Genomic DNA, 22,372 nt, shown 5'->3' on the forward strand with positions numbered 1-22,372 from the left:
GACTTCTCGCGCAACTACTCCCCGGGCAGCGAACGGCAGGTAGCGCTCGATGTACACGACTGATCCCACCGAAGCCCGCATCCACGATGCGGGCAACATCCTGGTTGCGCCTCCGATCCCGCCGCTCAGGGACTTCTTCGGGTCCGTGATCACGCCGGAGGACCTTGCCTCCTCCTCGCCCGACCTCACGCAGAAGACCGTCTACCTGTGCGGCGACATATCCCGGATCAACGCCCGCCAACTACACGCAGCCGACCGCGTGTTCGTCATCCGCGATCTGTCCCACAACCACGCCGGCGTCCCCTGGCCCCTCGTCGACCTCGGTCGAGTCCCCATCCGCGTCGCCGGCGCCGGCGTCTACTACCGCCGCTTCTTCGAACCCGACGCCGATCACTTCCACCGGATCCGCGCTGAGCACGCCTTCCAGTCCCTCACCGAGTCCACCAAACCCGGCTCGGCCCATCGCAGCGGGATCTACCTCACCCCCGTCACCCGCACCGGTGACGACGAACTGCACTTCCGCCTGCTGCGCTGCTCCACGAACCTCTCGGGCCCGACCGAGAACTTCGGCCCGACCGACACCCACATCGTCGACGCCCTGAACCGCGAGGCCGCCACCGTCTTCCGCGACCACGCACCCCTGAACCACGTCCTCGCCCAGACCTACCACAACACCCGTGCCACGCCTGAGCGCAAGCAGTCCAAGGCCAAGATCTCCTCCCACGCCGACAAGACCAAGGACATGCCCGCCAACGGCATCATGGCCTTCTGCACCTTCTACGACCGCCTCGATCACCTCCAGCCCCTGGACGAAGACGCCTTCGACTACGGGACGAAGAACTCCAGCGCGCTGACGAGGCTCCACTTCCGCCTCAAGGACTCGGCCGCGGAACTCCACGGGGACACGCTCCCCTCCCACTTCTCCCTGACCCTCTATCCCGGGTCCGTGTTCTTCGTGCCGCTGTCCACCAACCGCCTCTACACCCACGAGATCCGGCCCTCGGCCCTGGACGCCGAGCTGCTCCCGACCCGCCTCGGCTACGTCGTGCGCTGCTCGAACACCGAAGCCGTCCACAAGGACGGCCGGACGTTCCTCGAATCGGCCGGGGACCTCGTCGAGCTGGAGCCCCCCACCCAGGCCGGCATGGACGCGCTGCGCGGGCTGTACGCCGAGGAGAACCGAAGCCCGTCCTTCGTCGACTACGGCAACCGGTTCCTCTTCAGCATGAACACGGGAGACTACCTTGCCCCCCGTGCCTAGCTTCCCGGCCGAGATCCGCTCCTACGCCCTGCCCGCCGAGGAGAACCTCTTCCCGGAGCTGTCCACGTCAGCCCACTTCGAGGACCTGGGAAAGGGCCGCCGAGGCGCCACCCTCACCAGGGTCGACGGGACGGGCGGCGTGCCCCTCGTCCGCACCACCACCCGGTACGCCACCGCGACCCAACGCTTCCGTGCGGTGCACGAACGGCTGGCGGACCGGATCCAGCAGCACGCGGCGCTGCCCCTGAGCTTCAACAACGCCCTCATCGAGAGCTACACGAACGCGTACGCGACCATGGGAGGCCATTCCGACCAGGCGCTCGATCTGGCCGGCGACTCGTTCATCGCCGTCTTCTCCTGCTACCAGCACCCGGAAGCGACCCCGCCCAGGAAGCTGATCGTCGAACCGAAGCAGCCCGGCGGCGAGAAGTTCGAGATTCCCCTCACCCACCACAGCTTCATCGCGTTCTCCGTCGACGCGAACCGGCTGCTCCGCCACAGGATCGTCCTCGACAAGCCCGTCCCGACGACCGAGAACACCTGGCTGGGGCTGACCTTCCGCACCTCGAAGACCGTGATCCGCTTCCGCGACGGACACCCGCACCTCCCGCAGGGCAGCCGCCTCACCCCGGCCGACGACGACCAGCGGCGCGAGTTCTACCGACTCCGGCGCCGTGAGAACCAGGAAACGGACTTCACCTATCCCCCGCTGACGTACACCGTCAGCGAGAGCGATCTGCTGCCGCCCACCTGACCCCTCCCGAGCAACGGTGCGTGAGAAGTCGGTCGGCCTGGCCGACTTCTCACGTGGTCAGAGCGGGTGGAAGGGTTCTCAGCTGGACGGAAACGTCCCTGGACAGTTCCGGCCAGGACCGGCCGGGGCGGACAGCAGCCGCTCGTGGAACGGCGTGACGAGTGGTACGGCGGCCTTCGCCGTCCATCGGGTCCGAGCTCGGCTCAACGGTGGCCCTGGTGGCCCTCGTGCCCGTGGCCCTGGTGCTCGTGGCCCGCGGGTTCGCCCGTGTCCGGGGCGCCGCCCATCATGCGCAGCATCGCGGCGCCGCCGGTGCGGAAGAAGCGGACGAGCAGCGCGGCCGCCAGGAGCAGGAAGGCGATGTTGAGCCAGGTGGTGTAGTTCCACTCGACGCCCGCCATCGGGATCTCGGCCTCCCGCTGGTCCGGCACCAGCCCCAGCCCGCCGAACACGAACTCGACCACGTAACCGGCCACCACCATCGCCACGTAGAACGTGCCCAGCAGGAAGAGTGCCATCCGCGCCCCGTAGTACTTCCGGTAGATGTTGAGGATCGGCAGGATCAGCAGGTCCGCGAAGATGAACGCGACCACCCCGCCGAAGCTGATCCCGCCCTTCCACAGCACCACCGCCAGCGGCACGTTGCCGATCGAGCAGACGAACGACGCGATCGCGACCAGCGGCCCGACCAGCGGACCCCAGAGCTTGCCCGCCAGCGGGTGGTCGGCGAAGAAGAACGCCTGCCAGAACGAGTCCGGGACCCACGCCGCGATCGCGCCCGCGATCAGCAGGCCGATCACCAGGTCCTTGAGGATCGCCGCCCACTCCATCACGAAGACGTGCGACACCGAGGTGGCGCCCCGGCGGGAGAGCAGGCGGCGCGCGAAGGAGCCGGACCCCGCCACCGACATGTCCATCGCCGCGTGCCCCTCCATCGACCCGGCCCGCCCGAACTCCGCCTGCTCGCGGGCCTCCTGGAGCAGCCGCTCCCTCAGCAGCACGCGGAAGAGCAGGGCCAGCAGGAGGATCATCACCGGCCCGCCGACGAACTCTGCCGCCGTGAACTGCCAGCCCAGCAGGAGGGCCAGGATGACGCCGAGTTCGACCACCAGGTTCGTGGAGGCGATCTCGAAGGCCATCGCGGCCGTGAAGTTCGCGCCCTTGCGGAACAGCGAGCGCGCCAGCGCGACGGCCGCGTAGGAGCAGGACGAGGAAGCCGCACCCAGCGCCGAGGCGACGGCCAGGGTGCGCGGCCGGTCGTCGCCGAGCAGCCGCACCACCGTGGACTTGCGCACCACCGCCTGCACGACCGCCGAGAGCAGGAAGCCGAGGATCAGTGCCCAGGTGATCTCCCAGGTCATCGATCCGGCGATGGACAGCGCGTGCAGGATCGCGTGCATGTGGTCGTCCGCCTTCCTCGGGCCGCAGGGCACCGCCCGACCATATACCCAGAGGGGGTATTCAGGAACCGCGGCGCGCCGAGCAGGCAGAGCAGGGTCGCGGCCGACACGGCGTGGCGGGCTCCGGTCGCGGCCTCAGAACCCTCAGCCGCCTGCTGTCCGGGGTGGTGCAGGAACTCGGCGCCTCCAGCTGCTTCGAGGGCCGGCGTGCGGGCGGCGAAGCCCGGCCGGCTGGACCGAACCCGCGACCGCGGTCCCTCGGGCAGCGTCTATGCTCGTCGATCGCGCTCGTTCGATCACGGCGAGCGAGGGGACTGCAGGGGGATCGATCGATGGGGGACAATCCGACCGGGTACACGGTCAAGCCCGACGCGCTGGACGGCGTGACGACGGCACTCGGCAACGTCGCCACCGACCTCACGAATGCCAACCAGGCCTACACCGCGCAAAAGCCCTCCCAGTCCGCCGACTTCGGCGAGTTCGGGGTGGACCAGGCGTGGTCGGGGTTCGACACCAACTGGGGGCAGGAACTGCACGTCACCCAGCGAGCGGTGGGTGAACTGGTCCAGAAGATGTCGGCCACCAGCGCCAACTACCGCGCCGCGGAGTCCAAGGTCACCGCCTCGCTCTCCCCGGAGCAGGCCCGATGAGCAAGGTCGCGGACCTGCAGAAGGCGCAGTAGGCCATCACCCGCCCCAGCGTCGGCCCCTTCGCCGGGGTGGAACTGCTCGGAGCTGCCGAAATGACCAACGTCCTCCCGGACGCCGATCTGGTGCACGGCTACGACGTGGAGGCCGCCATCACCCGCGGCCTGCTGATCGACGACGTCCCGCGCCAGGTGCTCTTCGGCGAGGCCGCGATCGCCGCCTCCTACCAGGCCGAGGCCCTGCGCATCGGCCCCTACCCGCTGGGCTTCCTCGCCCAGTACGTCCGCACCGGCGGCTTCAGCACCGCGCTCGACCTGCCCGAGCCGGTCATCGGCCGGGAGGCGAGCGAACTCGTCCGCGGCTGGCTGCGCCTCGGAGTTCGACCGGACCTTCACCGCCCCGGCACCCGGAACCACCACCCTGACCTGGGTGTTCGGCAACGAGGTCGACTGCGCCCCCGATGCACCGAACCGTGTGGAGTTGAGGTGCGGCGTCACCAAGTCCATCCAGGCACCGTCCGCTGAGGCCCGGCGCTGTCCGCTACCCCGCCGGGGTGCGGTGGACGGCGGAGCGTGCGGTCGTCGAACTCCCCTGCCGCCACTGTGGCCACGCGTCCGGCGGCCGGCGAGGCAGCTGGGGCGGCGGCTGCTGCGACCGGCTCCCCGGCTGCGGTTCGCGGTGCGGCTGGTCACGCCGGCGCTGATCGCGCTGGGGTCGCCGGCGCCGTACCGGCTCACCTGCGGACCGGCTCCGCGCTGAACGCCGAAGCGCTGGGCCATGGTTCGCCGCGGCTTTCCAGTTACCCTAGGGGGGTAGGGTATATTCGAGCGAAGCAGCCGCCCGGGGCCGTTCCGGAAGGCGCCGCACGCACCGACGACAGGAGCATCACCATGAGCGAGACCACCGTCACCGTCGAGTCGTCCTCCACCGAGGGCTCCTGCTGCGGCTCGTGCGGGACCGGCGCCCCCGAGGCCCCCGCCACGGCCGCCGCCGAGCGCGCCGTCTTCCAGGTCAAGGGCATGACCTGCGGCCACTGCGTCAACTCGGTGACCACCGAGCTGAAGAAGGTCGCCGGCGTCACCGAGGTCGCGGTCGACCTCGCCACCGGTCGGGTCACCGTCGACAGCACCGCGCCGCTGGCCGACACCGACGTCGCCGCCGCCGTCGACGAGGCCGGTTACGACCTGGTCGGCCGGCTCGGCGCCTGACCCCCCGTCGGCCCGGACGGTACCCCCGGACGTCCGGGCCGACTCCCCTCCCATCACGCCCCGGTAGAGTGAGGGAACTCCTCACCGCACAGGAACCGGAGACGGCCATGGCCAGCTACAGCCCCCACAAGGACGACTTCCTCAAGCGGCTCCGCCGCGTCGAGGGCCAGATCCGCGGCCTGCAGCGCATGGTCGAGCAGGACACCTACTGCATCGACGTCCTCACCCAGGTCTCCGCCGCCAGCCGCGCCCTGCAGTCCTTCGCGCTGCAACTGCTGGACGAGCACATCGAATGCTGCGTCCGCGACGCCATCGCCGAGGGCGGCCAGGAGGCCAACGCCAAGATCCGCGAGGCCAACCAGGCCATCGCCCGGCTGGTCCGCTCCTGAGCCACGGCCGCACCGCACGCACGAAGAGGCCCTCCGGTCACGGCCGGGGAGCCTCTTCCACGTACGGGACGGGGGTATCGAACCGCAGGCGTCACTGCAGGTCCGGCCGGACGGGTACGTCTCGCCCACCGGGGCCACCGCCGACCGGGCCGTGATCGCCGAGCACCCGCGGGCCTACGGGCTCTGACCGCCGCAGGCGCGCCGCCGGACACGAGCGGACGGCCACGGCCCCTCAGGCCCGGGCCGCCCGCTCGCCCGTCCGCCCCACCCTCCCGCCCGAGCGCCCCTGCGCCCGCTCGTCCGCGTCGGCGAGCCAGAAGTACACCGGCGGGAGCCCGAGTTCGATCCCCATCAGCACCAGCTGGAACCAGTGCGGCCGCCCGTCCACCGCGATCGCCAGCACCCGGCCGAGACCGCCCAGCAGGAACACCGCCGTCAGCCACCGCACCGCCCACGCGGGCACCGGCCGCTGCCGGACGGCCCAGATCCAGGCCGCGCCGTACCCGGCGAAGATCGCGCCCATGAAGCGGGCGAAGCTGTCGACCGTCGGACCGGGGTCCGCGATCCCGGGGAACGCGGCGCTCCCGCCGAGCAGGTGGAAGAGGCCGATCGCCACGCAGGCGACCCCCATCGTCCACGCGAGTACCCGCAGTGCCTTCGCCATGACCGACCACCCCGATCCGCCGTCCGACCACCCGTCAGGTGGTCTGAGGGCAGTTTTAGTTGACACACGTCTACCAAGCTGCCCCCACTGGTGGACACGTGTCAAGTAATCTCTCCGGCATGCCAGTCCACGAACGCCGCCGACGCCTCTCCACCGACGAGCGCCGCGCCCAGTTGCTCGCCGTCGGCGCCCGGGCCTTCGCCGCCCGGCCGTACGAGGAGGTGCTGATGGAGGAGGTCGCCGAGCAGGCCGGGGTCTCCCGCGCGCTGCTCTACCGGCACTTCGCCAGCAAGCACGAGCTGTTCGCGGCGGTCCACCGGCAGGCCTCGGACGACCTGCTGCGCAGGACCAGGTTCGACCCGGCGGACAGCCTCGTCGAGCAACTGGTCGAGGGCATGGACGCCCACCTCGACTACTTCCTCGCCAACCGGCACACCGTGCTGGCGGCCAACCGGGTCCTCGCCGGGGATCCGGTGATCCAGACCATCATCACCGAGGAACTGGACGCCCTGCGCGGCCGGCTGCTCACCGTGCTCCCGCTCGCCGACGAGGACGCCAGGGTCGCCGTGTCCCAAGTGCTTCGCAGCTGGCTGGTGTTCGTCCGGGTGCTGGTCGTGGACTGGCTGACCGAGCCGAGTTGCGGCCGCACCGAGCTGCGCGACGCCTGCATCGGCGCCGTACTGGGCGCGCTGCGGCCGCTGCTACCGGTCGACCCGGCGCCCGAGTGGGGGCGTTGAGGCCGCAGGGAGCGTTCGGGGGCGTACCATCGGGCCGAAACGGAAAACCGCCTGAAAGAGTCCAATTCCCTCAGAAAATATGACAGTTGGATGCCCGTGCCCCGCAGAGCCGCCGACCCCGAAGGGTTCCATGTCCTCCGCCGCACCCGACACCGACGCCGACACCCCGCTCCCCCCGCTCACGCCGCTCCACCGACTCCCCGTCACCCCCGCCCAGCCGCCCCACCCGACCACCCTCCCGGACGGCACCCCGGCCTGGCTCGTCACCCGCTACCACGACGTCCGTCAGGTCCTCGGCGACCCCCGCCTCACCCGGACCGACCTGCACGAGGTCGGCACCGCCGGCAGCACCGCCGACGTCGCCGCCAACCCGGCCTCGCTGTTCAACCAGGACGGCCCCGCCCACCGCCGGCTGCGCGGCACCGTCCAGAAGGCCTTCACCCCGCGGGCGATCGCCGGCTGGCGGCCCTGGGTCGCGGCCGCCGTCCAGCAGGCCGTGGACGCGCTGGTCACCGCAGGACCACCCGCCGACCTGGTCACCGCCTTCACCCGCCCGGTGCCGTTCGCCGTCACCACCCGGCTGATGGGGCTCGACGGCGAGGGCCCCGACCACCTGGACGAGCGGCGGCTGCGGCGCTGGACCCTCGCCCTGCTCGCCCAGGGCGGCGAGCCGGCCGCGGACCACACCGACGCGCTCGCCGAATTCTCCGCCTTCACCGAGCAGTTGATCGAGCGCCGGCGGCGAGCGCCCGGCCCCGACCTGGTCAGCCGACTGGTCCGGGCCGCCGACCAGGACGGCGGCATCCCCCCGGACGCCCTCGCCTTCCTCGTCCTCGGACTCACCGCCAGCGGCAACGAGAGCGTCACCGGCGCCCTGGGCAACGCGCTGGCCTACCTGCTCGGCGAACGCCCCGAGCACTGGCCCCGCCTCGCCGACCCCGGCGTCACCGAGCACACCGCCGAGCGCCTGCTGCACTTCATCCCGCTCGGCGACGACGAGGCCACCGTCCGCCGCGCCACCGCCGCGGTCGAGGTCGGCGGCGTCACCATCCCGGCCGGCGCCGTCGTCGCCGCCAGCCTCGGCAGCGCCAACCGCGACCCCGCCGTCCACCCCGAAGGACTCGACGCCGACCTCGCCCGCCCGCTCGACGCCCCGACCCTCGCCTTCAGCGCCGGACCGCACTACTGCATCGGCGCCTGGCGGGTCCGCCTCGAAATGCGCGAGGCCCTGCACCGCCTGGCCACCGCCCTGCCCGGGCTGTGCCTGACCGTCCCGATCGACCGGCTCGACTGGCAGTTGGGCACCACCACCCGCAGTCCGGCCGCGCTCCCGGTCAGCTGGTGAGCCCCCGCCCTTCACGCCCGGAGCGGCCGCGCCCCCACCAGCGCGGCCGCGTCACGCCCACAGCCCCTCGCCGAGCACGCCGCCCTCCCGCGCCCCCGGCATCACGTACGCCACCGCCGAGGCCGTGTGCACCAGGAACGGGTTGAGCGCGTCCTTGGCCGCCAGCCGGTTCTGCACCCGGGTGAACTGCTCCGGGTCCCGTACGAAGGCGCAGAACAGCAGGCCCCGGTCGTCGGGGCCGTCGTCGTAGCTGTAGCCCCGCCGCAGCATCCGCGCCCCGGAGTCGAGGCGGGGGCTGGAGAGGCGGACGTGGGCGCTGTTGGGGATGACGTACGAGCCGTCCGGGTTCTTGGCGTAGATGTCCGGGTCGTCGTGCTCGGCCGTGCCGGTCAGCGGGGCGCCGTCGGCGAGCCGGCGCCCCATGGCCAGGTCGCGGCGGTCCTCCGGCAGGGCGGCGAAGGCCGCGGTGTCCATCCGGATCCGGCGGTAGACGAGCACGGTGCCGTGCTCGTGCGGTCCGGGCGGGCCCCAGACCCACTGCTTCGCCTCCGTGGCGTCCGGGTTGGCGGTGCCGTCCTTGTAGCCGAAGAGGTTGCGCGGAGTGGTGCCCGCCGGGGTGCGCGGCAGGAAGCCGGGCTGGGTCCACCGCACCGTCGCGCCCGCCGATCGGGCGGCCGTGGCGAGGAGTTCGGCGACCACCGTCAGCGGCCAGCGGTCGGCGGCGCACAGCTGCACCACCAGGTCCCCGCCGCCGCGCGCCGGATCGAGCCGGTCGCCCGGGAAGGCCGGGAGGTCCGCCAGGGCCGGCGGAACGTTCAGCCCGAGCCGGGCCGCGAGACCCGGCCCGACCCCGACCAGGCTGCTCAACTGGGCCGGCTCGCCGCCCTGGAGGCGCGGATCGGCGGAGGCCCCGCCCACCGCCTCGGCGAGCACACGGGTCAACTCCCCCAGCAGGGAACGCAGGGCGGCCCGACCGTCCGAGGTGGCGGCGGGCGCCAGGTCGAGGGCCAGCAGCAGCGTGGCCGGCTGCTGGGGGGCCGTCACCCCGGCCTGCCGCGCACCGTGGAACGCCAGCGCGGGCACGGACGGTGGCGGCGGCGACGAGGCCGCGGGCCGCCCGCGCCCCAACACCACGACCCCCGCGCCGACCCCGGCGGCCAGCACCGCACCGCCGCCCGCGATCAGTGCCCTCCGGTCCACACCGTTCCTGACGGCCCCCGGCTGTTCCTGTGCCTTTCCGGTTTCGGCATGCATGACCGACATTGGAGACGATAGAACACCCCGTATGCAACTTTTGACCGTCCGTCAACTCGAACGCGAAGCACCGGCCCGCCGCCGCGGGAGCGCGGCCCGCGGCCTCCCCGCCCTGCTGACCGCCGCCGCCCTCGCCCTGACCGGCTGCTCCTCCGCCGCCGGCCCCTCCTCCGACGCCCACCACCCGGACGGCACGGTCGTCCGCGTCCCGCAGGACTTCCCGTCCGTCCAGAAGGCCGTGGACGTCGCCCGCGAGGGAGACACCGTGCTGGTCTCCCCCGGGACGTACCAGGAGAGCGTGCGGATCACCAAGCCCCGGATCGTGCTGCGCGGCACCGACCGCAACACCGTGGTCCTGGACGGCGGTGTCCGGCTGGTCAACGGCGTCACCGTGACCGGCCCCGGCTCGGTGGTGGAGAACCTCACCGTGCACGGCTACCTCGCCAACGGCGTGCTGTTCACCGGCGTCACCGACGAGAAGCTCCAGCAGCGCGGCGCCGGCGGCTCCGCCTACAACCCGCTGGACACCACCCGCTTCCCCGCCCTCCAGGGCTTCCGGGCGACCAGGGTCACCGCTTACGACAACGGGCTGTACGGCATCTACGCCTTCGACGCCCGGGCCGGGATCGTCGAGGACTCCTACGCCTCGGGCGGCGCCGACTCCGGCATCTACGTCGGCCAGTGCAAGCCCTGCGACACCCTGGTCCGCGGCAACACCGTCGAGCGCAACGCGGTCGGCATCGAGATCACCAACGCCTCGGACAACCTCTACTTCCTGGGCAACCGCGTGGTCGGCAACCGGGTCGGCGTCACGGTCAACTCCAACGACCTGGAGGCCCTCGCCCCCCAGCACGGCGCCGTGATCGCCGGGAACAGCGTCACCGACAACAACGCCTCCGACACCCCCGAACAGGCCGACGGCGGCTTCGGCATCGGCATCGGGATCGGCGGCGGCACCGCGAACCGGGTGGAGCGCAACCTGGTCAGGGGCAACCGCTCGGCCGGCGTCATCATCACCGACCCGCCCGGCCACCCGGCCGGTGGCAACCGGATCCAGGGCAACCGCACCGAGGGCAACGGCGCCGACCTGGTCCTCGCCTCGGCCGACCCCGGCAACTGCTTCGGCGGCAACCAGCCCGCCACCCAGAGCCCCGACGATCTGGAGGCCCTCGCCGCCTGCGACGCCCGGAGCCGCAGCCCGCTCGCCGCCGGCCGCGCGGCCCCGGTCCAGGCCCCGCCCGGGGTCCCCTTCAACCAGGTGCCGGCCCCGCCCGCCCAGCCGTCCCTGCCCGACCCCGGCGCCCCCGGCCGTCCGGCCACCGGCCTGCCCGGCCAGGTCGACCCGGACGCCTACCCGCTCCCCGCGACCGCCGACGCCGTACCCGCCGGGCACTGAGCCGGCGACCGCCGCGCCCCGAACGGGCGGGACGCAGCACGCCGAGCGCTGCGGGCCCGCCCGGCTCCCGGGGTCCGGCTTCGAACTCCGCCCCCGGCCCGACGGCCGCCGCTCAGCCCCGCCGGAGCAGCGCGGAGGGGTTCACCGCCTCCACGGCGGTGACCAGCGGAGCCAGTTCGGGGTTGCGGGCAGCCTCGGCGAGGGCCTCGCGCAGGGCGGCGTCGTTGGTCGGCCGGGCCTCCTCCAGGAGCCGCAGGCCGTCCTCGCTGACGTCGGTGTAGATGCCGCGGCGGTCGGTCGGGCACAGGTAGCGGGAGAGCAGGCCGCGGTCCTCCAGCCGGGAGACCAGCCGGGTGGTGGCGCTCTGGCTGAGCACGACCGCGTCGGCCACCTGCTTCATCTGGAGGTGCCCGCCCTCGCCGTCGTGCTGGCGGCTGAGCACGTCGAGCAGCGAGTACTCGCGCACGCTCAGTTCGTGCTTGGACTGCAGGGCTCGCTCGATGTGCGCCTCGATCCGGCCGTAGAGGACGTAGAGGGCGGCCCATCCGTTGGCGAGGGCGGTCAGCGCGGGATCCGTGGCGGTCATCGACCCGGGTCTCCTTCCAGATGCGAGCAGTACTCCAGGATAAGCCTTGACATGAAATATTTCCCCTAGCACATAAAACGCTCATGCAAGCGATGGGAGCGAAGGAGTGGCCGGTCGAATGCCGAGGGCGAATGCCCGCACTTGCAACTATCGCGCGTATGCAACTATTGTCGAGGCTCGTAAGGCGCACTAGCAATCGCACGGAGGTCGCGCCATGCCCCTCGCACTTCTCGCCCTGGCCATCGGGGCCTTCGGGATCGGGACCACCGAGTTCGTGATCATGGGTCTACTGCCCCAGATCGCGGGTGACTACGGCGTGTCCGTCCCCACCGCCGGACTGCTGGTCACCGGCTACGCGCTCGGCGTGGTCATCGGCGCTCCGCTGATGACCGTCCTGGGCACCCGGATCAGCCGCAAGACCATGCTCATGCTGCTGATGGCCCTGTTCACGGTCGGCAACCTGCTCTCCGCCGTCGCCCCGAGCTTCCCCCTGATGCTCGCCGGGCGGATCGTGACCTCGCTGGCCCACGGCGCGTTCTTCGGCATCGGCTCGGTCGTCGCCGCCGAACTCGTCGCCCCGCGGAAGAAGGCCGGCGCCATCGCCACCATGTTCACCGGGCTGACCGTCGCCAACGTCGTCGGCGTCCCGCTGGGCACCTTCGTCGGCCAGGCCGTCGGGTGGCGCACCACCTTCACCGCCGTCGCCGGCCTGGGCCTCCTCGGCCTGCTCGGCATCGCCAGGCTCGTCCCCGCGCTGCCCCGCCCCGCGGGCGCCCGCCTGCGCCGCGAGCTGACCGCCTTCCGCAATCCCCAGGTCCTGCTCGCCATGGCGATGACCGTCCTGGGCTTCGGCGGGGTGTTCGCCGCGATCACCTACATCGCCCCGATGATGACCCACGTGGCCGGCTACTCCGACGGCGCCGTCACCTGGCTGCTCGTCCTGTTCGGCGCCGGCATGTTCCTCGGCAACCTGCTCGGCGGCAGGTTCGCCGACCGCCACCTGATGCCGATGCTCTACGCCACCCTCGGGGGCCTGGCCCTCGTCCTGGCCCTGTTCACCCTCACCGCCCACGACAGGTTCGCCGCCGCCGCCACCATCCTGCTCGTCGGCGCCCTCGGCTTCGCCACCGTCCCCCCGCTGCAGAAACGCGTCCTCGACCAGGCCCACGGCGCCCCCACTCTCGCCTCGGCCGTCAACATCGGCGCCTTCAACCTCGGCAACGCCCTCGCGGCCTGGCTCGGCGGAACCGTCATCAGCGCCGGCCTCGGCTACACCGCCCCCAACTGGGTCGGCGCCCTCCTCGCCGCCGCCGCGCTCGTCCTCGCCTTCTGGTCCGCCGCCATGGAACGCCGCGACCGCACCCCCGCCACGGTCCTCGACGAGGCACCGCGGATCCCCGCCCACCACTGAACCCCCTTACCTCCCCCGGAGAAGCACCACCATGAGCACCACCGCCGTCACCCCCCTCACCACCACCGACGCCGAGACCCTGGTCGAGGCCGCCCGCGCCGCCGCCGAGTCGGCCGGGGTGACCGTCAGCGTCACCGTCCTGGACGCCGGCGGGAACCTGCTGGCCTTCCGCCGCGACGACCGCGCCGTCCTGATCTCCGGCGAGACCAGCACCCGCAAGGCCTACACCGCGCTCCAACTCGACGCGCCGACCGCCGACCTGGTCGACCTCGTCAAGCCGGACGGCCCGTTCCACTCCCTGCCGACCGCCCTGGACCGCCCGCTGCTGTTCATCGCCGGCGGCGTGCCGGTCCACCGCGACGGCCGGCTGATCGGCGCCCTCGGCATCGGCGGCGGCGCCCCGGAGCAGGACCACGGCTTCGCCACCGCCGCCCTGCGGACCCTCGCCGGCTGAACGTCCCGTACTCTGCCCGACCACAACTCGGCCGTGCGGCATGATCGGTACGGATCGCCCGCCGACCGAGGAGCCCGGATGAACCGCACCCCGCGCACAGCCGCCCTGGCCGCACTGGCCGCACTGGCCCTGCTCGCCACCGCCGGCTGCGCGGCCACCACCGCCCGGGCCAAGGACCACCCGACCGCCGGTTCCGCCACCGCCGCGCCCGTACCGGGCGGAGCGGCGGCCTGGACCGGCGGTTTCCGGGACTACGGCACTCCGCAGTGGCGCCGGGCCTGGGGCGTGGCCGACCAGGGCGCCTGGGGCGCGGCCGACTTCGGCACCGTCGCGAACCCGGCCGCCCCCGGCGGCGGCCCGGCGCTGCGGGTGACGTACGGCGCGGGCTCCTCCGCCAACTCCTGCACCGACTGCCCCAACCCGGGCGGCGGACAGTTCTACACCGACCTGAACGCCCTCGGCCTGTCCGCGCTCGCCCAGGGCCGCACCCTGGACCTCAAGTACTCCGTCCGGTTCCCCGCCGGCCGCGACTGGGGCAGGGCCGGCAAGCTGCCCGGCCTGTACGGCGGCAGGATCGGCGAGGAGTCCGGCGGCGACCACGGCGCCGGCTGGTCCACCCGCTACATGTGGCGGGCCGCCAAGGGCAGCCCCGACAACGGCGAGGTCTACCTCTACACTCCGAGCAACTCCGGCCCCACCGGCTACGGCGTGGACGAGGGCCTGGGCGACTGGCACTTCCAGGCCGACGACCGCTGGCACACCGTCGAACAGCTGGTGGACCGCGGCACCGGCGACATCACCGTCTGGTACGACGGCCGCCGGGTGCACGCCGCCAGGGGCACCGCCTCCGGCATCGGCTCGATCCCCTTCGGCGGGGTGCTGTTCTCCACCTTCTACGGCGGCCACGACACCAGTTGGGGCCCCGCGAGCACCCAGCAGGCGTACTTCGCCGACTTCTCGCTCTCCGCCGGCGTCCAGCACTGATGGACGGCTGGATCGGCGAACTGCTGCTGGGGCTGGTGGTGCTGCTCGGCGCCACCGTCCAGCGACTGGCCGGGATCGGCTTCGCCCTGGTCGCGGCGCCCGTCCTGGTGCTGCTGCTCGGTCCGAACAGCGGGGTGACGCTGGCGAACTTCGCCGCGCTGGCGATCAGCGCGGTCGGGCTGGCCGGGAGCTGGCGGCAGGTCCGGCCCGGGGCGATGCTGCCGCTGACGGCCGCGGCCGCCTGTACGGTGCCCGCCGGCGCCTGGGTGGCGGCGACGGTGCCCGCGCCGGAACTGCTGGCCGGCATCGGCGTGCTGGTCACCGCGGCCACCCTGCTGGTGATCCGCGGGGTGCGGGCGGCCGCACTGCGCGGGGTCGGCGGCGCGGTCGTGGCGGGGGCCACCAGCGGGCTGATGAACTCCGCGGCGGGGGTGGGCGGCCCGGCGGTCTCGCTCTACGCGGTGAACTCCGGCTGGACGGCCCGGGAGTTCGTGCCGAACGCCCAGCTGTACGGTGTGGTCGTGAACGCCCTCTCACTGGCGACCAAGGGCCTACCCCAACTGAGCTACCCCGCCTGGGGGTTGGTGACCGCGGCGCTGGCCGGCGGGGCGGTGGCCAGCCGGCTGCTGACCACCCGCGTGCCGGAGCGGCGCGCCCGGACGGTGGTTCTGGGGCTGGCTCTCGCAGGCGGACTGAGCACCCTCGTCAAGGGGGTTTCCGGACTCTGAGACTTCCGGCTGGGGATGCTCTGTGAAGGGGCGGCCAAATCTGTAGCGGTCATGCCATACTGCGTCGGTGACCTCAGCCAGCCCAGCGACACCCATGGACCGCACCAGGCCCCAACTGGGCCGGAAATTCGCCATGCTGTGGTCGGCTTCGTCGATCTCAGCGGTCGGCGACGGCATGCGGGACTCGTCGCTCCCGCTGCTCGCGCTGGCCATCTCGGACTCCCCGTCCTCGGTGTCCGTGGTCGCGGTGGCCGGATCGCTGCCCTGGCTGCTGACGGCCCTGGTCGGCGGGGTCGTCGCCGACCGCTTCGACCGCCGCCGGCTGATGTGGACGATCGACTTCGGACGCGCCGCCATCGTGCTGGGCTTCGCCGCCTGCGTCTTCTCCACCACCCCGCCGCTCGCCCTGCTCGCCGCCCTGGCCTTCGTCCTGGGCTGCGGCGAGACGGTGTTCGTCAACGCCGCCACCTCCGCCATCCCGGACGTGGTCAGCTCCGACCGGCTGGACGTCGCCAACGGCCGCCTCCAGGGCGGCCTGCTGGTCGGCCGGATGATCGGCCCGCTGGTCGGCACCACGCTGTTCGCCGTCGCCGCCGGCTACCCGTTCACCGTGGACGGCGCCTCCTTCGCGGTGGCCGCCGCCCTGGTCGCCGCGACCGGCCGTTCCGGCGCCCCCCGCGCGAAGTCCGACCGCCGGGTCATGGCCGAGGTCCGCGAGGGCGTCCGCTGGCTGTACCGGCACAAGCAGCTGCGCCTGGTCGCCTCGCTCTCCGCCCTGGCGGGCGGCGCGTCCGCACTCGGCATCACCATGATGGCGCTGCTGGTCACCCGGACCCTGGACGAACCCACCTGGGCGTACGGCGCCGTCCTCGCCAGCGGGGTGGGCGGCGGCACCGCGGCCAGCATGCTGGCCGGCCGGATCAGCCGGCGGATGGGCCGCCGGGCCCGCATCTCCCTCTCCTTCGTCCTGATGGGCTCGTCGCTGCTGCTGATGGGCCTGAGCCCCTCGGTGTTCGCGGTGGCGCCGCTGTTCGCCCTCGGCAACTTCGGGGTGGTGACCTGGAACGTCCAGGCGATCTCGCTGCGCCAGCAGACCGTGCCGAAGGAGCTGCTCGGCCGGGTCAACAGCTGCTACCTGATGCTGACCCGGATCGGGATGTTGATCGGCGCCGCCCTGAGCGGATGGATCGGGGCCACCGTCAGCGTCCGCGCCCCGATCGTCATCGCCGGCGCCCTGATCCTCGCCGCCCTGATCGCCATCCCGCGGCTGGGCGACCTCGAACCCGCCCCGGCGCCGGCCCCGGAGGAGCTGACGGTCTAGGTGTCCTGCCCGCGGCGCCGGCGCCGCGGGCGGTGGTCATGAGCGCACCTGCGCACGGGCCTACCATGGCGCAATGAGCTCCGGCGCCGATCTGGCAGATGCACACCGCTCGCAGCAGCGGGCCGAGGCGCGGCTGGACGTGGCCGCGTCCGTACTCGCCCTGCTGGCCGACCGCACCCGCCTGGCGCTGCTGGAGCGGCTCGGACGGGGCGAGGCGGACGTGACCACGCTGACCGAGGCGACCGGCGCCGCCCGGCCGTCGGTCAGCCAGCACCTGGCCAAGCTGCGCCTCGCCGGGCTGGTCGCCACCCGCAAGGACGGCCGACGGGTGGTCTACTCGCTGCGGCACGGGCACCTGCGCCGGCTCGTGGACGAGGCGCTGAACGTCGCCGACCACCAGATCGCCCACCTGCCGCCGCACGACTGACCCCGGCCGCCCTCCCCTTTGGAGCCGTTCGCCCCGCCCAATAGGTGCACACGTACGCACGCATTAACTATGATGAGTCCGTATCCCCTCATCGCCGCCCCGGGACGGGCCCATGCTGACCGTGCTGCGCAACCGCACCTACCGCCACCTGTTCACCGCCCAGGTCGTGGCCCTGGTCGGCACCGGCCTGGCCACCGTGGCGCTCTCGCTACTGGCGTACTCGATCGCCGGAAGCAACGCCTCGGCCGTGCTCGGCACCGCCCTGGCGATCAAGATGGTCGCCTACGTGACCATCGCGCCGATCGCCGGAGCCCTCGCCGGGCGGGTACCCCGGCGCACCCTGATGGTCGGCATGGACCTCACCCGGGCCGCCGTCGCCCTCGCGCTGCCCTTCGTCGACCAGGTGTGGCAGATCTACGTCCTGATCTTCCTGCTCCAGGCCGCCTCCGCCGCCTTCACCCCGACCTTCCAGGCCACCGTCCCGGACGTGCTGCCCGCGGAACGCGACTACACCCAGGCGCTGTCGATGTCCCGGCTGGCCTACGACTTCGAGTCGCTCTTCAGCCCGGCCCTGGCCGCACTGCTGCTCTCAGTGGTCTCCTACGACTGGCTGTTCGCCGGGACGACGGCCGGCTTCCTCGCCTCCGCCGCCCTGGTCGTCTCGGCGGTCCTCCCCAAGCCCAAGCCGGTCGAACGCGGCGGCGGCCTCTACCGCAAGGCCGCCTTCGGCACCCGGCTGTTCCGGGCCACCCCTCGACTGCGGGCCCTGCTCGCGCTGGACCTCGCCGTCGCCGCCGCGGGCGCGATCGTCTTCGTCGACACCGTCAACGTCGTCCGCGACCACTTCCACCGCCCGGCCGGAGCCGTCTCCCTGGCCCTCGGCGCGTACGGCGTCGGCTCGATGCTCGCCGCGGTGCTGCTGCCCCGGCTGCTGGCCCGGGTCGGCGACCGGTCCGTCATGCTGCCCGCCGCCTTCGCCCTGCCCTGCGTGCTCGCCGCCGTCGCCGCGATCACCGCCGCCCCGGCCGGCACCGGCAGCTGGTTCGCCCTGCTCGCCACCTGGGCCCTGGTCGGCGCCGCCGGCTCCGCCGTCCTCACCCCGGGCGGCCGGGTCATCCGCCGCTCCGCCGCCGACCCCGACCTGCCCGCCGCCTTCGCCGCCCAGTTCTCGCTGTCCCACGGCTGCTGGCTGCTCACCTACCCGCTGGCCGGCTGGCTCGCCGCCGGCGCCGGCCTCCCGGCCACCGCCGTCGTCCTGGGCGCGCTCGCCCTCGCCGCCACCGTCACCGCCACCACCCTCTGGCCCGCCCGGGATCCGGACGCCCTCAGCCACCTCCACACCGACCTGCCCGCCGGCCACCCCCACCTCGCCGACGCCCACCCCACCGGCGGCGGCGCCTGGCAGCACGGCCATCACTACGTCATCGACCAGCACCACCCCAGCTGGCCCCGCCACCGCCCGGCCCTCGGCTGACGCCGCCCGCGGCCGCGCCGCGCACGACGTCGCCGGCGGAGCCGCTACCCCCGGGTCACCGGAATCCGGTGCTCGGCCAGCGCCGCGACCAGCCGCTCCGGGTCGTCGGGGGTGATGACCGGCTTGACCCGCGCCCCGAGGTCGAGGACGAAGGCGACGCTCTTGTCCACCCGCCCGGGATCGAGGTTGAAGTAGTGCACGAAGTCCCCGGACCCCCAGATCCGCCAGCGCCCGCCGATCCTGCTCAGCGGCACCTGCTGCAGTCCGCGGATCCGCCCGTACGGGATCCGCTTGGCGGAGGCGAGCGGGAAGTAGTACCGGCGAATCACGAGCTCACGCGCGGTGCACGTCACCAGACCGTCGTTGTACATGCGGGCCAGGCTAACCTGGGGCCCTGCCCGACGCCCGGTCATCGGACGTCCGTCCGGACAGGTCCGCCCGTACGCCGCAACGGGGGGCCGCCGTGCGCCCCGTCCGCTCAGCCGCCGGCCCGCAGGTAGTGCCCCCAGTAGCCCTGCCAGGGTCCGTAGTGCTCGGCCAGCCGCCGGAACTCCGCCTCGTCGACCGGCCGCCGGTAGACCCGCTGGAGGGCCCGGCCCATCTCCTTGTCCAGCTCGATCCGCTCCATCCGCCCGAGCCCGCGGATCAGCAGGAAGGAGGCCGACCAGTCGCCGATCCCGGGCAGCGTCAGCAGTTGCTCGCGGACCTCCTGGTACGGCCCGGTGCGCAGGAAGTGCTCGTCCAGCCCGGCCCACAGCCGCACCGAGCGGTGGAGGTAGCCCGCCTTGCGCGGGTTGCCGATCAGGGCCAGCAGCTCGCCCTCGTCGAAGCGGGCCAGCTGTTCGACGTCCGGGAAGGCCCACAGCCGTTCGGTGCCCACGTCGATCCGGTTGCCGACCGCCTCGACCAGTGCCCGCTTCATCTGCCGGGCCACCGGCGTCGGCGTGCGCTGGCACAGGATCGCCCAGCAGAGCAGCTCGAACGGCGAGGGGAACCTGACCTGGTGGTAGCCGTGCAGCCGGTCCACCACCCGGGCGAAGGGCTCGTCCTGCCGGGCCAGCCGGTAGAACTCGGCCAGGTCGTCGGACAGCCCGAGGTAGCAGTCGAGCCGCTCGGTGACGGCCCGCAGCACCTCCTCGGTGACCGGCCGCTCCGCGGCCAGCCGGCCGACCAGCCCGGGCGCCCCCGCCGCTGCCGTGAGCCGTACGCCCACGGTCGCCCCGGCCTCCCGCACGGCCAGGGTGAGCGCGGCCTGCGCGGTGCCCTGCTGCCCGGCCATCGCCGGGAAGGAGCCGATGAACCCGAGCGAGGCCCGGAAGTCGAACGGCTCCCGGGCGGGCAGCCGGATGTCCGTCAGGTACAGGCGAGGCGCGTCCGCCGTCATGCGCCCATCCGCCCACGGTCACCGTCGGTGGCCCCGGGAGCGAGCGAGCCGGAGAGCGCGTTCAGCACGGCGAGCGCGTCGCCGCGCGGCACGGGCGCGAAGAACCGGGCATCGGCCTCCTCCACCGCGTACATCGCCCGCTCCCGCAGCGCCTCCCCGGCCTCCGTCACCCGCACCCGCTTGGCCCGGCTGTCCGCCGGATCCGGGACCCGCTCCACCAGCCCCTTCCCCTCCAGCGTGCGCAGCACCTGACTGGTCATCATCGGGTCCGTCCCGGAGTGCTCCGCCAGCCGCCGCTGCGTCGGCGGCCCCTCGTCCGCCCCGAGCCACCACGCCCCGGCCAGCAGCACGAACTGCACGTGCGTCAGGTCGTACGGCCTGAGCGCGGCCGCCAGCTCCCGCTGCCACGCCAACGTCACGCGCCACAGCAGGAACCCGGGGCTCTCCGTCGGCCTCCCCGCCCGCTCGAACCCGCCCTCGGCCACCGACTCCTCCACGGGCCACCCCCTCCTCCGATTTAGTATGCGCATTTACTATATCGGCCGAAGGCCCGGTCCGTCCCGGCCGCCGGGCCCGGCGGTGCTACGCGACGCGGGCGGCGCGCCCGGGCGTCCGGCGGCGGCCGGAGGAGTCCTGGTCGTCGCGGCCGGTGGCGGCCCGGGTGTCGCCGACGGCGTGGGCGGGGCGGCCGCGGCGGTCGCGGCTCGTGAACGGGCTGCGGCGCGGCCGCTCGACGACGGGGTCCGGGATCACGGTGGGGATGCCGCTGGGCACGCGGGCGCCGGTGATCCGGGCCAGGTCCTCGTCGCCGGCGCTGACCCTGGTGGTGACGGGGGTGATGCCGGCCGTCGTCATCATGCGGGCCGTTGCGCGGCGCTGGTTGGGCAGCACCAGCGTGACGACGGTGCCGGACTCGCCGGCCCTGGCGGTGCGACCGCCCCGGTGGAGGTAGTCCTTGTGGTCGCCCGGCGGGTCCACGTTGACCACCAGGTCGAGCCCGTCGACGTGGATGCCGCGGGCGGCGACGTTGGTCGCGATCAACGCGGTCACCGCGCCGGTGCGGAACTGCTCCAGGGTGCGGGTGCGCTGCGGCTGGGACTTGCCGCCGTGCAGGGCCGCGGCCTTCACGCCGTTCGCGAGCAGGTCCTCCACCAGGCGGTCCGCGTCGTGCTTGGTGTCGATGAACATGATCACCCTGCCGTCGCGGGACGCGATGTGGGCGATCGTGGCGTTCTTGTCGAAGTTCTGCACGTGCAGCACGTGGTGCTCCATGGTGCCGACCGCTCCCGCGGACGGGTCCACCGAGTGGGTGACCGGATCCTTGAGAAAGCGCCGCACCAGGCGGTCGACGTTGCGGTCCAGAGTGGCGGAGAACAGCATGGTCTGGCCGCCTTCGGCGACCTGGTCGAGGAGCTCGGTGACCTGCGGCAGGAAGCCCATGTCGGCCATCTGGTCCGCCTCGTCGAGCACCGTGACACCGACCCGCTCCAGCCGGCAGTCACCACGCTGGATCAGGTCCTTCAGCCGGCCCGGCGTGGCCACCACGACCTCCGCGCCGCGGTTCAGCAGCCAGGCCTGGCGACTCATCGACGTTCCGCCCACCACGGTCGCCATCCGCAGGCGCACGGCCCGGGCGTAGGGGGTGAGGGCCTCGGTGACCTGCTGCGCGAGCTCGCGGGTGGGGACCAGCACCACGGCCAGCGGACAGCGCGGCTCGGCCCGTTGCCCGGCGGTGCGGGCGAGCACGGCGAGGCCGAACGCGATGGTCTTGCCGGAGCCGGTCCGGCCCCGTCCCAGGAGGTCGCGGCCCGCCAGCGAGTTCGGCAGCGTCGCGGCCTGGATCGGGAACGGCTCGGTGACGCCCTGGCTGGTAAGCGCCGAGAGCAGCGCCTTCGGCATGTCCAGCTCGCCGAAGGACTCGACGGCCGGCAGGGCCGGCGTGGTGCTCACCGGCATCGCGAACTCCCCCTGCGCGGAGCCGCCTTGAGGGGCCCTCCGGCCGGAGGAGGGCCGGCCTCCGGCAGGCCGGTCGCCGTAGGAGGAGCCGCCACCGGAGCGGGAGCCGGCCGCGGAGCGGAAGTCGGCGTCGTGGTAGGAGGAGCGACTGGAGCGGGCCATGCGGAAGACCTTCCTCGGGGCGGCACGTCACGAGGAAGGCTCCGTGGCACGGGGCGCCGGACGGAGACCGCAAGGGAACGGGCCAGAAGTGTGACGGGCGGAGCGTGGACGGGCGGAACCGTTCGGCACGTCACCCGCGGTCGGCGCTCACCGCGGCGGGCGGGAGCGAAGAACCTGGAACCGTGAGCTGTCACGGCAGGGCGCCGATCCGGACGCGGCGCTGTGCGTCTCGCGTGGGGATGGCCGCGGTGGCGGAGCCAGGGGGGCCGGAACGGCCGGAGGGATGCGCCGTGGCGCGATGACCGAGGGGCCCGCACCGGGCACTTGTGCACCGTGGGGGCCCCTCGCTGCAAGGCACGTGCCACGGCAGAAGAAAAACAGCGGGCGAATGTTCTCGGCCATCGGGCCCATCTGGCCCTGCGTGAAGTCG

At 73.1% G+C, this 22,372-nt stretch carries 24 protein-coding genes; 16 read left to right on the forward strand and 8 right to left on the reverse strand.

Going from position 1 to position 22,372, the window contains the following annotated elements:
- Window positions 1-49: 49 nt before the first annotated feature.
- Window positions 50-1,261 (forward strand): hypothetical protein, encoded by a 1,212-nt coding sequence (locus tag ACFV1W_RS29240; RefSeq protein ID WP_380420249.1) that lies wholly within the window; start codon window positions 50-52, stop codon window positions 1,259-1,261.
- A complete protein-coding gene (locus ACFV1W_RS29245; protein ID WP_380420250.1) occupies window positions 1,245-2,015 on the forward strand; it encodes a hypothetical protein in 771 nt (256 codons plus the stop codon). The genes ACFV1W_RS29240 and ACFV1W_RS29245 overlap by 17 nt, the downstream gene beginning before the upstream one ends.
- A gap of 203 nt (window positions 2,016-2,218) precedes the next feature.
- Here the strand turns inward: ACFV1W_RS29245 and ACFV1W_RS29250 are convergent, their stop codons facing one another.
- Entirely contained in the window at window positions 2,219-3,415 is a 1,197-nt protein-coding gene (locus ACFV1W_RS29250; RefSeq protein ID WP_380420251.1) for a permease, read from the reverse strand.
- 332 nt (window positions 3,416-3,747) lie between these two features.
- Here ACFV1W_RS29250 and ACFV1W_RS29255 point away from each other — a divergent pair, with 332 nt between their 5' ends.
- The 4 genes from ACFV1W_RS29255 (at window position 3,748) to ACFV1W_RS29270 (ending at window position 5,659) form a co-directional block, all read left to right on the forward strand.
- Window positions 3,748-4,065 (forward strand): hypothetical protein, encoded by a 318-nt coding sequence (locus ACFV1W_RS29255; protein ID WP_380420252.1) that lies wholly within the window; start codon window positions 3,748-3,750, stop codon window positions 4,063-4,065.
- Between the two features lie 92 nt (window positions 4,066-4,157).
- Window positions 4,158-4,586, forward strand: coding sequence for a hypothetical protein (locus ACFV1W_RS29260; RefSeq protein ID WP_380420253.1), 429 nt, complete (start codon window positions 4,158-4,160; stop codon window positions 4,584-4,586).
- A gap of 366 nt (window positions 4,587-4,952) precedes the next feature.
- Entirely contained in the window at window positions 4,953-5,270 is a 318-nt protein-coding gene (locus tag ACFV1W_RS29265; protein WP_380420254.1) for a heavy-metal-associated domain-containing protein, read from the forward strand.
- Between the two features lie 107 nt (window positions 5,271-5,377).
- Window positions 5,378-5,659, forward strand: a complete 282-nt coding sequence (locus ACFV1W_RS29270; RefSeq protein ID WP_380420255.1) for a metal-sensitive transcriptional regulator — start codon at window positions 5,378-5,380, stop codon at window positions 5,657-5,659.
- A 232-nt stretch (window positions 5,660-5,891) separates the two neighbouring features.
- On the opposite strand, the gene ACFV1W_RS29275 is transcribed toward ACFV1W_RS29270, so the two are convergent.
- The gene (locus tag ACFV1W_RS29275; RefSeq protein WP_380420256.1) at window positions 5,892-6,323 is read right to left on the reverse strand and encodes a DUF4345 domain-containing protein; all 432 of its coding nucleotides are present in this window, start codon (window positions 6,321-6,323) and stop codon (window positions 5,892-5,894) included.
- Window positions 6,324-6,442: 119 nt separating this feature from the next.
- On the opposite strand from ACFV1W_RS29275, the gene ACFV1W_RS29280 reads away from it, so the two are divergent.
- Both ACFV1W_RS29280 and ACFV1W_RS29285 read left to right on the forward strand, forming a co-directional pair.
- Window positions 6,443-7,060 (forward strand): TetR/AcrR family transcriptional regulator, encoded by a 618-nt coding sequence (locus ACFV1W_RS29280; protein WP_380420257.1) that lies wholly within the window; start codon window positions 6,443-6,445, stop codon window positions 7,058-7,060.
- 130 nt (window positions 7,061-7,190) lie between these two features.
- Window positions 7,191-8,405: a cytochrome P450 gene (locus tag ACFV1W_RS29285; protein WP_380420258.1), complete on the forward strand. Its 1,215-nt coding sequence runs from the start codon at window positions 7,191-7,193 to the stop codon at window positions 8,403-8,405.
- A gap of 51 nt (window positions 8,406-8,456) precedes the next feature.
- On the opposite strand, the gene ACFV1W_RS29290 is transcribed toward ACFV1W_RS29285, so the two are convergent.
- Entirely contained in the window at window positions 8,457-9,659 is a 1,203-nt protein-coding gene (locus tag ACFV1W_RS29290) for a Dyp-type peroxidase (RefSeq protein ID WP_380420259.1), read from the reverse strand.
- A gap of 31 nt (window positions 9,660-9,690) precedes the next feature.
- On the opposite strand from ACFV1W_RS29290, the gene ACFV1W_RS29295 reads away from it, so the two are divergent.
- Window positions 9,691-11,055, forward strand: coding sequence for a right-handed parallel beta-helix repeat-containing protein (locus ACFV1W_RS29295; protein ID WP_380420260.1), 1,365 nt, complete (start codon window positions 9,691-9,693; stop codon window positions 11,053-11,055).
- Window positions 11,056-11,167: 112 nt separating this feature from the next.
- Here the strand turns inward: ACFV1W_RS29295 and ACFV1W_RS29300 are convergent, their stop codons facing one another.
- Window positions 11,168-11,641 carry a MarR family winged helix-turn-helix transcriptional regulator gene (locus ACFV1W_RS29300; RefSeq protein WP_380420261.1) on the reverse strand — a complete coding sequence of 158 codons (474 nt, stop codon included), beginning with the start codon at window positions 11,639-11,641 and terminating at the stop codon, window positions 11,168-11,170.
- 214 nt (window positions 11,642-11,855) lie between these two features.
- Here ACFV1W_RS29300 and ACFV1W_RS29305 point away from each other — a divergent pair, with 214 nt between their 5' ends.
- The 7 genes from ACFV1W_RS29305 (at window position 11,856) to ACFV1W_RS29335 (ending at window position 18,440) form a co-directional block, all read left to right on the forward strand.
- Window positions 11,856-13,052, forward strand: coding sequence for an MFS transporter (locus ACFV1W_RS29305; protein ID WP_380420262.1), 1,197 nt, complete (start codon window positions 11,856-11,858; stop codon window positions 13,050-13,052).
- 31 nt (window positions 13,053-13,083) lie between these two features.
- Window positions 13,084-13,506 (forward strand): heme-binding protein, encoded by a 423-nt coding sequence (locus ACFV1W_RS29310; RefSeq protein WP_380420263.1) that lies wholly within the window; start codon window positions 13,084-13,086, stop codon window positions 13,504-13,506.
- 78 nt (window positions 13,507-13,584) lie between these two features.
- Window positions 13,585-14,490 carry a polysaccharide lyase gene (locus ACFV1W_RS29315; protein ID WP_380420264.1) on the forward strand — a complete coding sequence of 302 codons (906 nt, stop codon included), beginning with the start codon at window positions 13,585-13,587 and terminating at the stop codon, window positions 14,488-14,490.
- A complete protein-coding gene (locus ACFV1W_RS29320; RefSeq protein ID WP_380420265.1) occupies window positions 14,490-15,218 on the forward strand; it encodes a TSUP family transporter in 729 nt (242 codons plus the stop codon). Before ACFV1W_RS29315 ends, ACFV1W_RS29320 begins: the two co-directional genes overlap by 1 nt.
- Before the next feature lie 67 nt (window positions 15,219-15,285).
- Window positions 15,286-16,539, forward strand: a complete 1,254-nt coding sequence (locus ACFV1W_RS29325) for an MFS transporter (RefSeq protein ID WP_380420266.1) — start codon at window positions 15,286-15,288, stop codon at window positions 16,537-16,539.
- A gap of 73 nt (window positions 16,540-16,612) precedes the next feature.
- Window positions 16,613-16,966, forward strand: coding sequence for an ArsR/SmtB family transcription factor (locus ACFV1W_RS29330; protein WP_380420267.1), 354 nt, complete (start codon window positions 16,613-16,615; stop codon window positions 16,964-16,966).
- 112 nt (window positions 16,967-17,078) lie between these two features.
- A complete protein-coding gene (locus ACFV1W_RS29335) occupies window positions 17,079-18,440 on the forward strand; it encodes an MFS transporter (protein WP_380420268.1) in 1,362 nt (453 codons plus the stop codon).
- Window positions 18,441-18,484: 44 nt separating this feature from the next.
- Here the strand turns inward: ACFV1W_RS29335 and ACFV1W_RS29340 are convergent, their stop codons facing one another.
- The 4 genes from ACFV1W_RS29340 to ACFV1W_RS29355 all read right to left on the reverse strand — a co-directional run bounded on the left by ACFV1W_RS29340 (window position 18,485) and on the right by ACFV1W_RS29355 (window position 21,942).
- Window positions 18,485-18,811, reverse strand: a complete 327-nt coding sequence (locus ACFV1W_RS29340) for a hypothetical protein (RefSeq protein ID WP_380420269.1) — start codon at window positions 18,809-18,811, stop codon at window positions 18,485-18,487.
- Between the two features lie 107 nt (window positions 18,812-18,918).
- The gene (locus ACFV1W_RS29345) at window positions 18,919-19,824 is read right to left on the reverse strand and encodes a DNA-3-methyladenine glycosylase family protein (protein WP_380420270.1); all 906 of its coding nucleotides are present in this window, start codon (window positions 19,822-19,824) and stop codon (window positions 18,919-18,921) included.
- Window positions 19,821-20,321 (reverse strand): MarR family winged helix-turn-helix transcriptional regulator, encoded by a 501-nt coding sequence (locus ACFV1W_RS29350; protein ID WP_380420271.1) that lies wholly within the window; start codon window positions 20,319-20,321, stop codon window positions 19,821-19,823. The genes ACFV1W_RS29345 and ACFV1W_RS29350 overlap by 4 nt, the downstream gene beginning before the upstream one ends.
- A gap of 85 nt (window positions 20,322-20,406) precedes the next feature.
- Complete coding sequence (locus tag ACFV1W_RS29355; protein ID WP_380420272.1) at window positions 20,407-21,942, reverse strand: DEAD/DEAH box helicase; 1,536 nt, start codon at window positions 21,940-21,942, stop codon at window positions 20,407-20,409.
- Window positions 21,943-22,372: the final 430 nt, after the last annotated feature.

It is taken from the genome of Kitasatospora sp. NPDC059648 (assembly GCF_042734825.1).
Taxonomy (GTDB): Bacteria; Actinomycetota; Actinomycetes; order Streptomycetales; family Streptomycetaceae; genus Kitasatospora.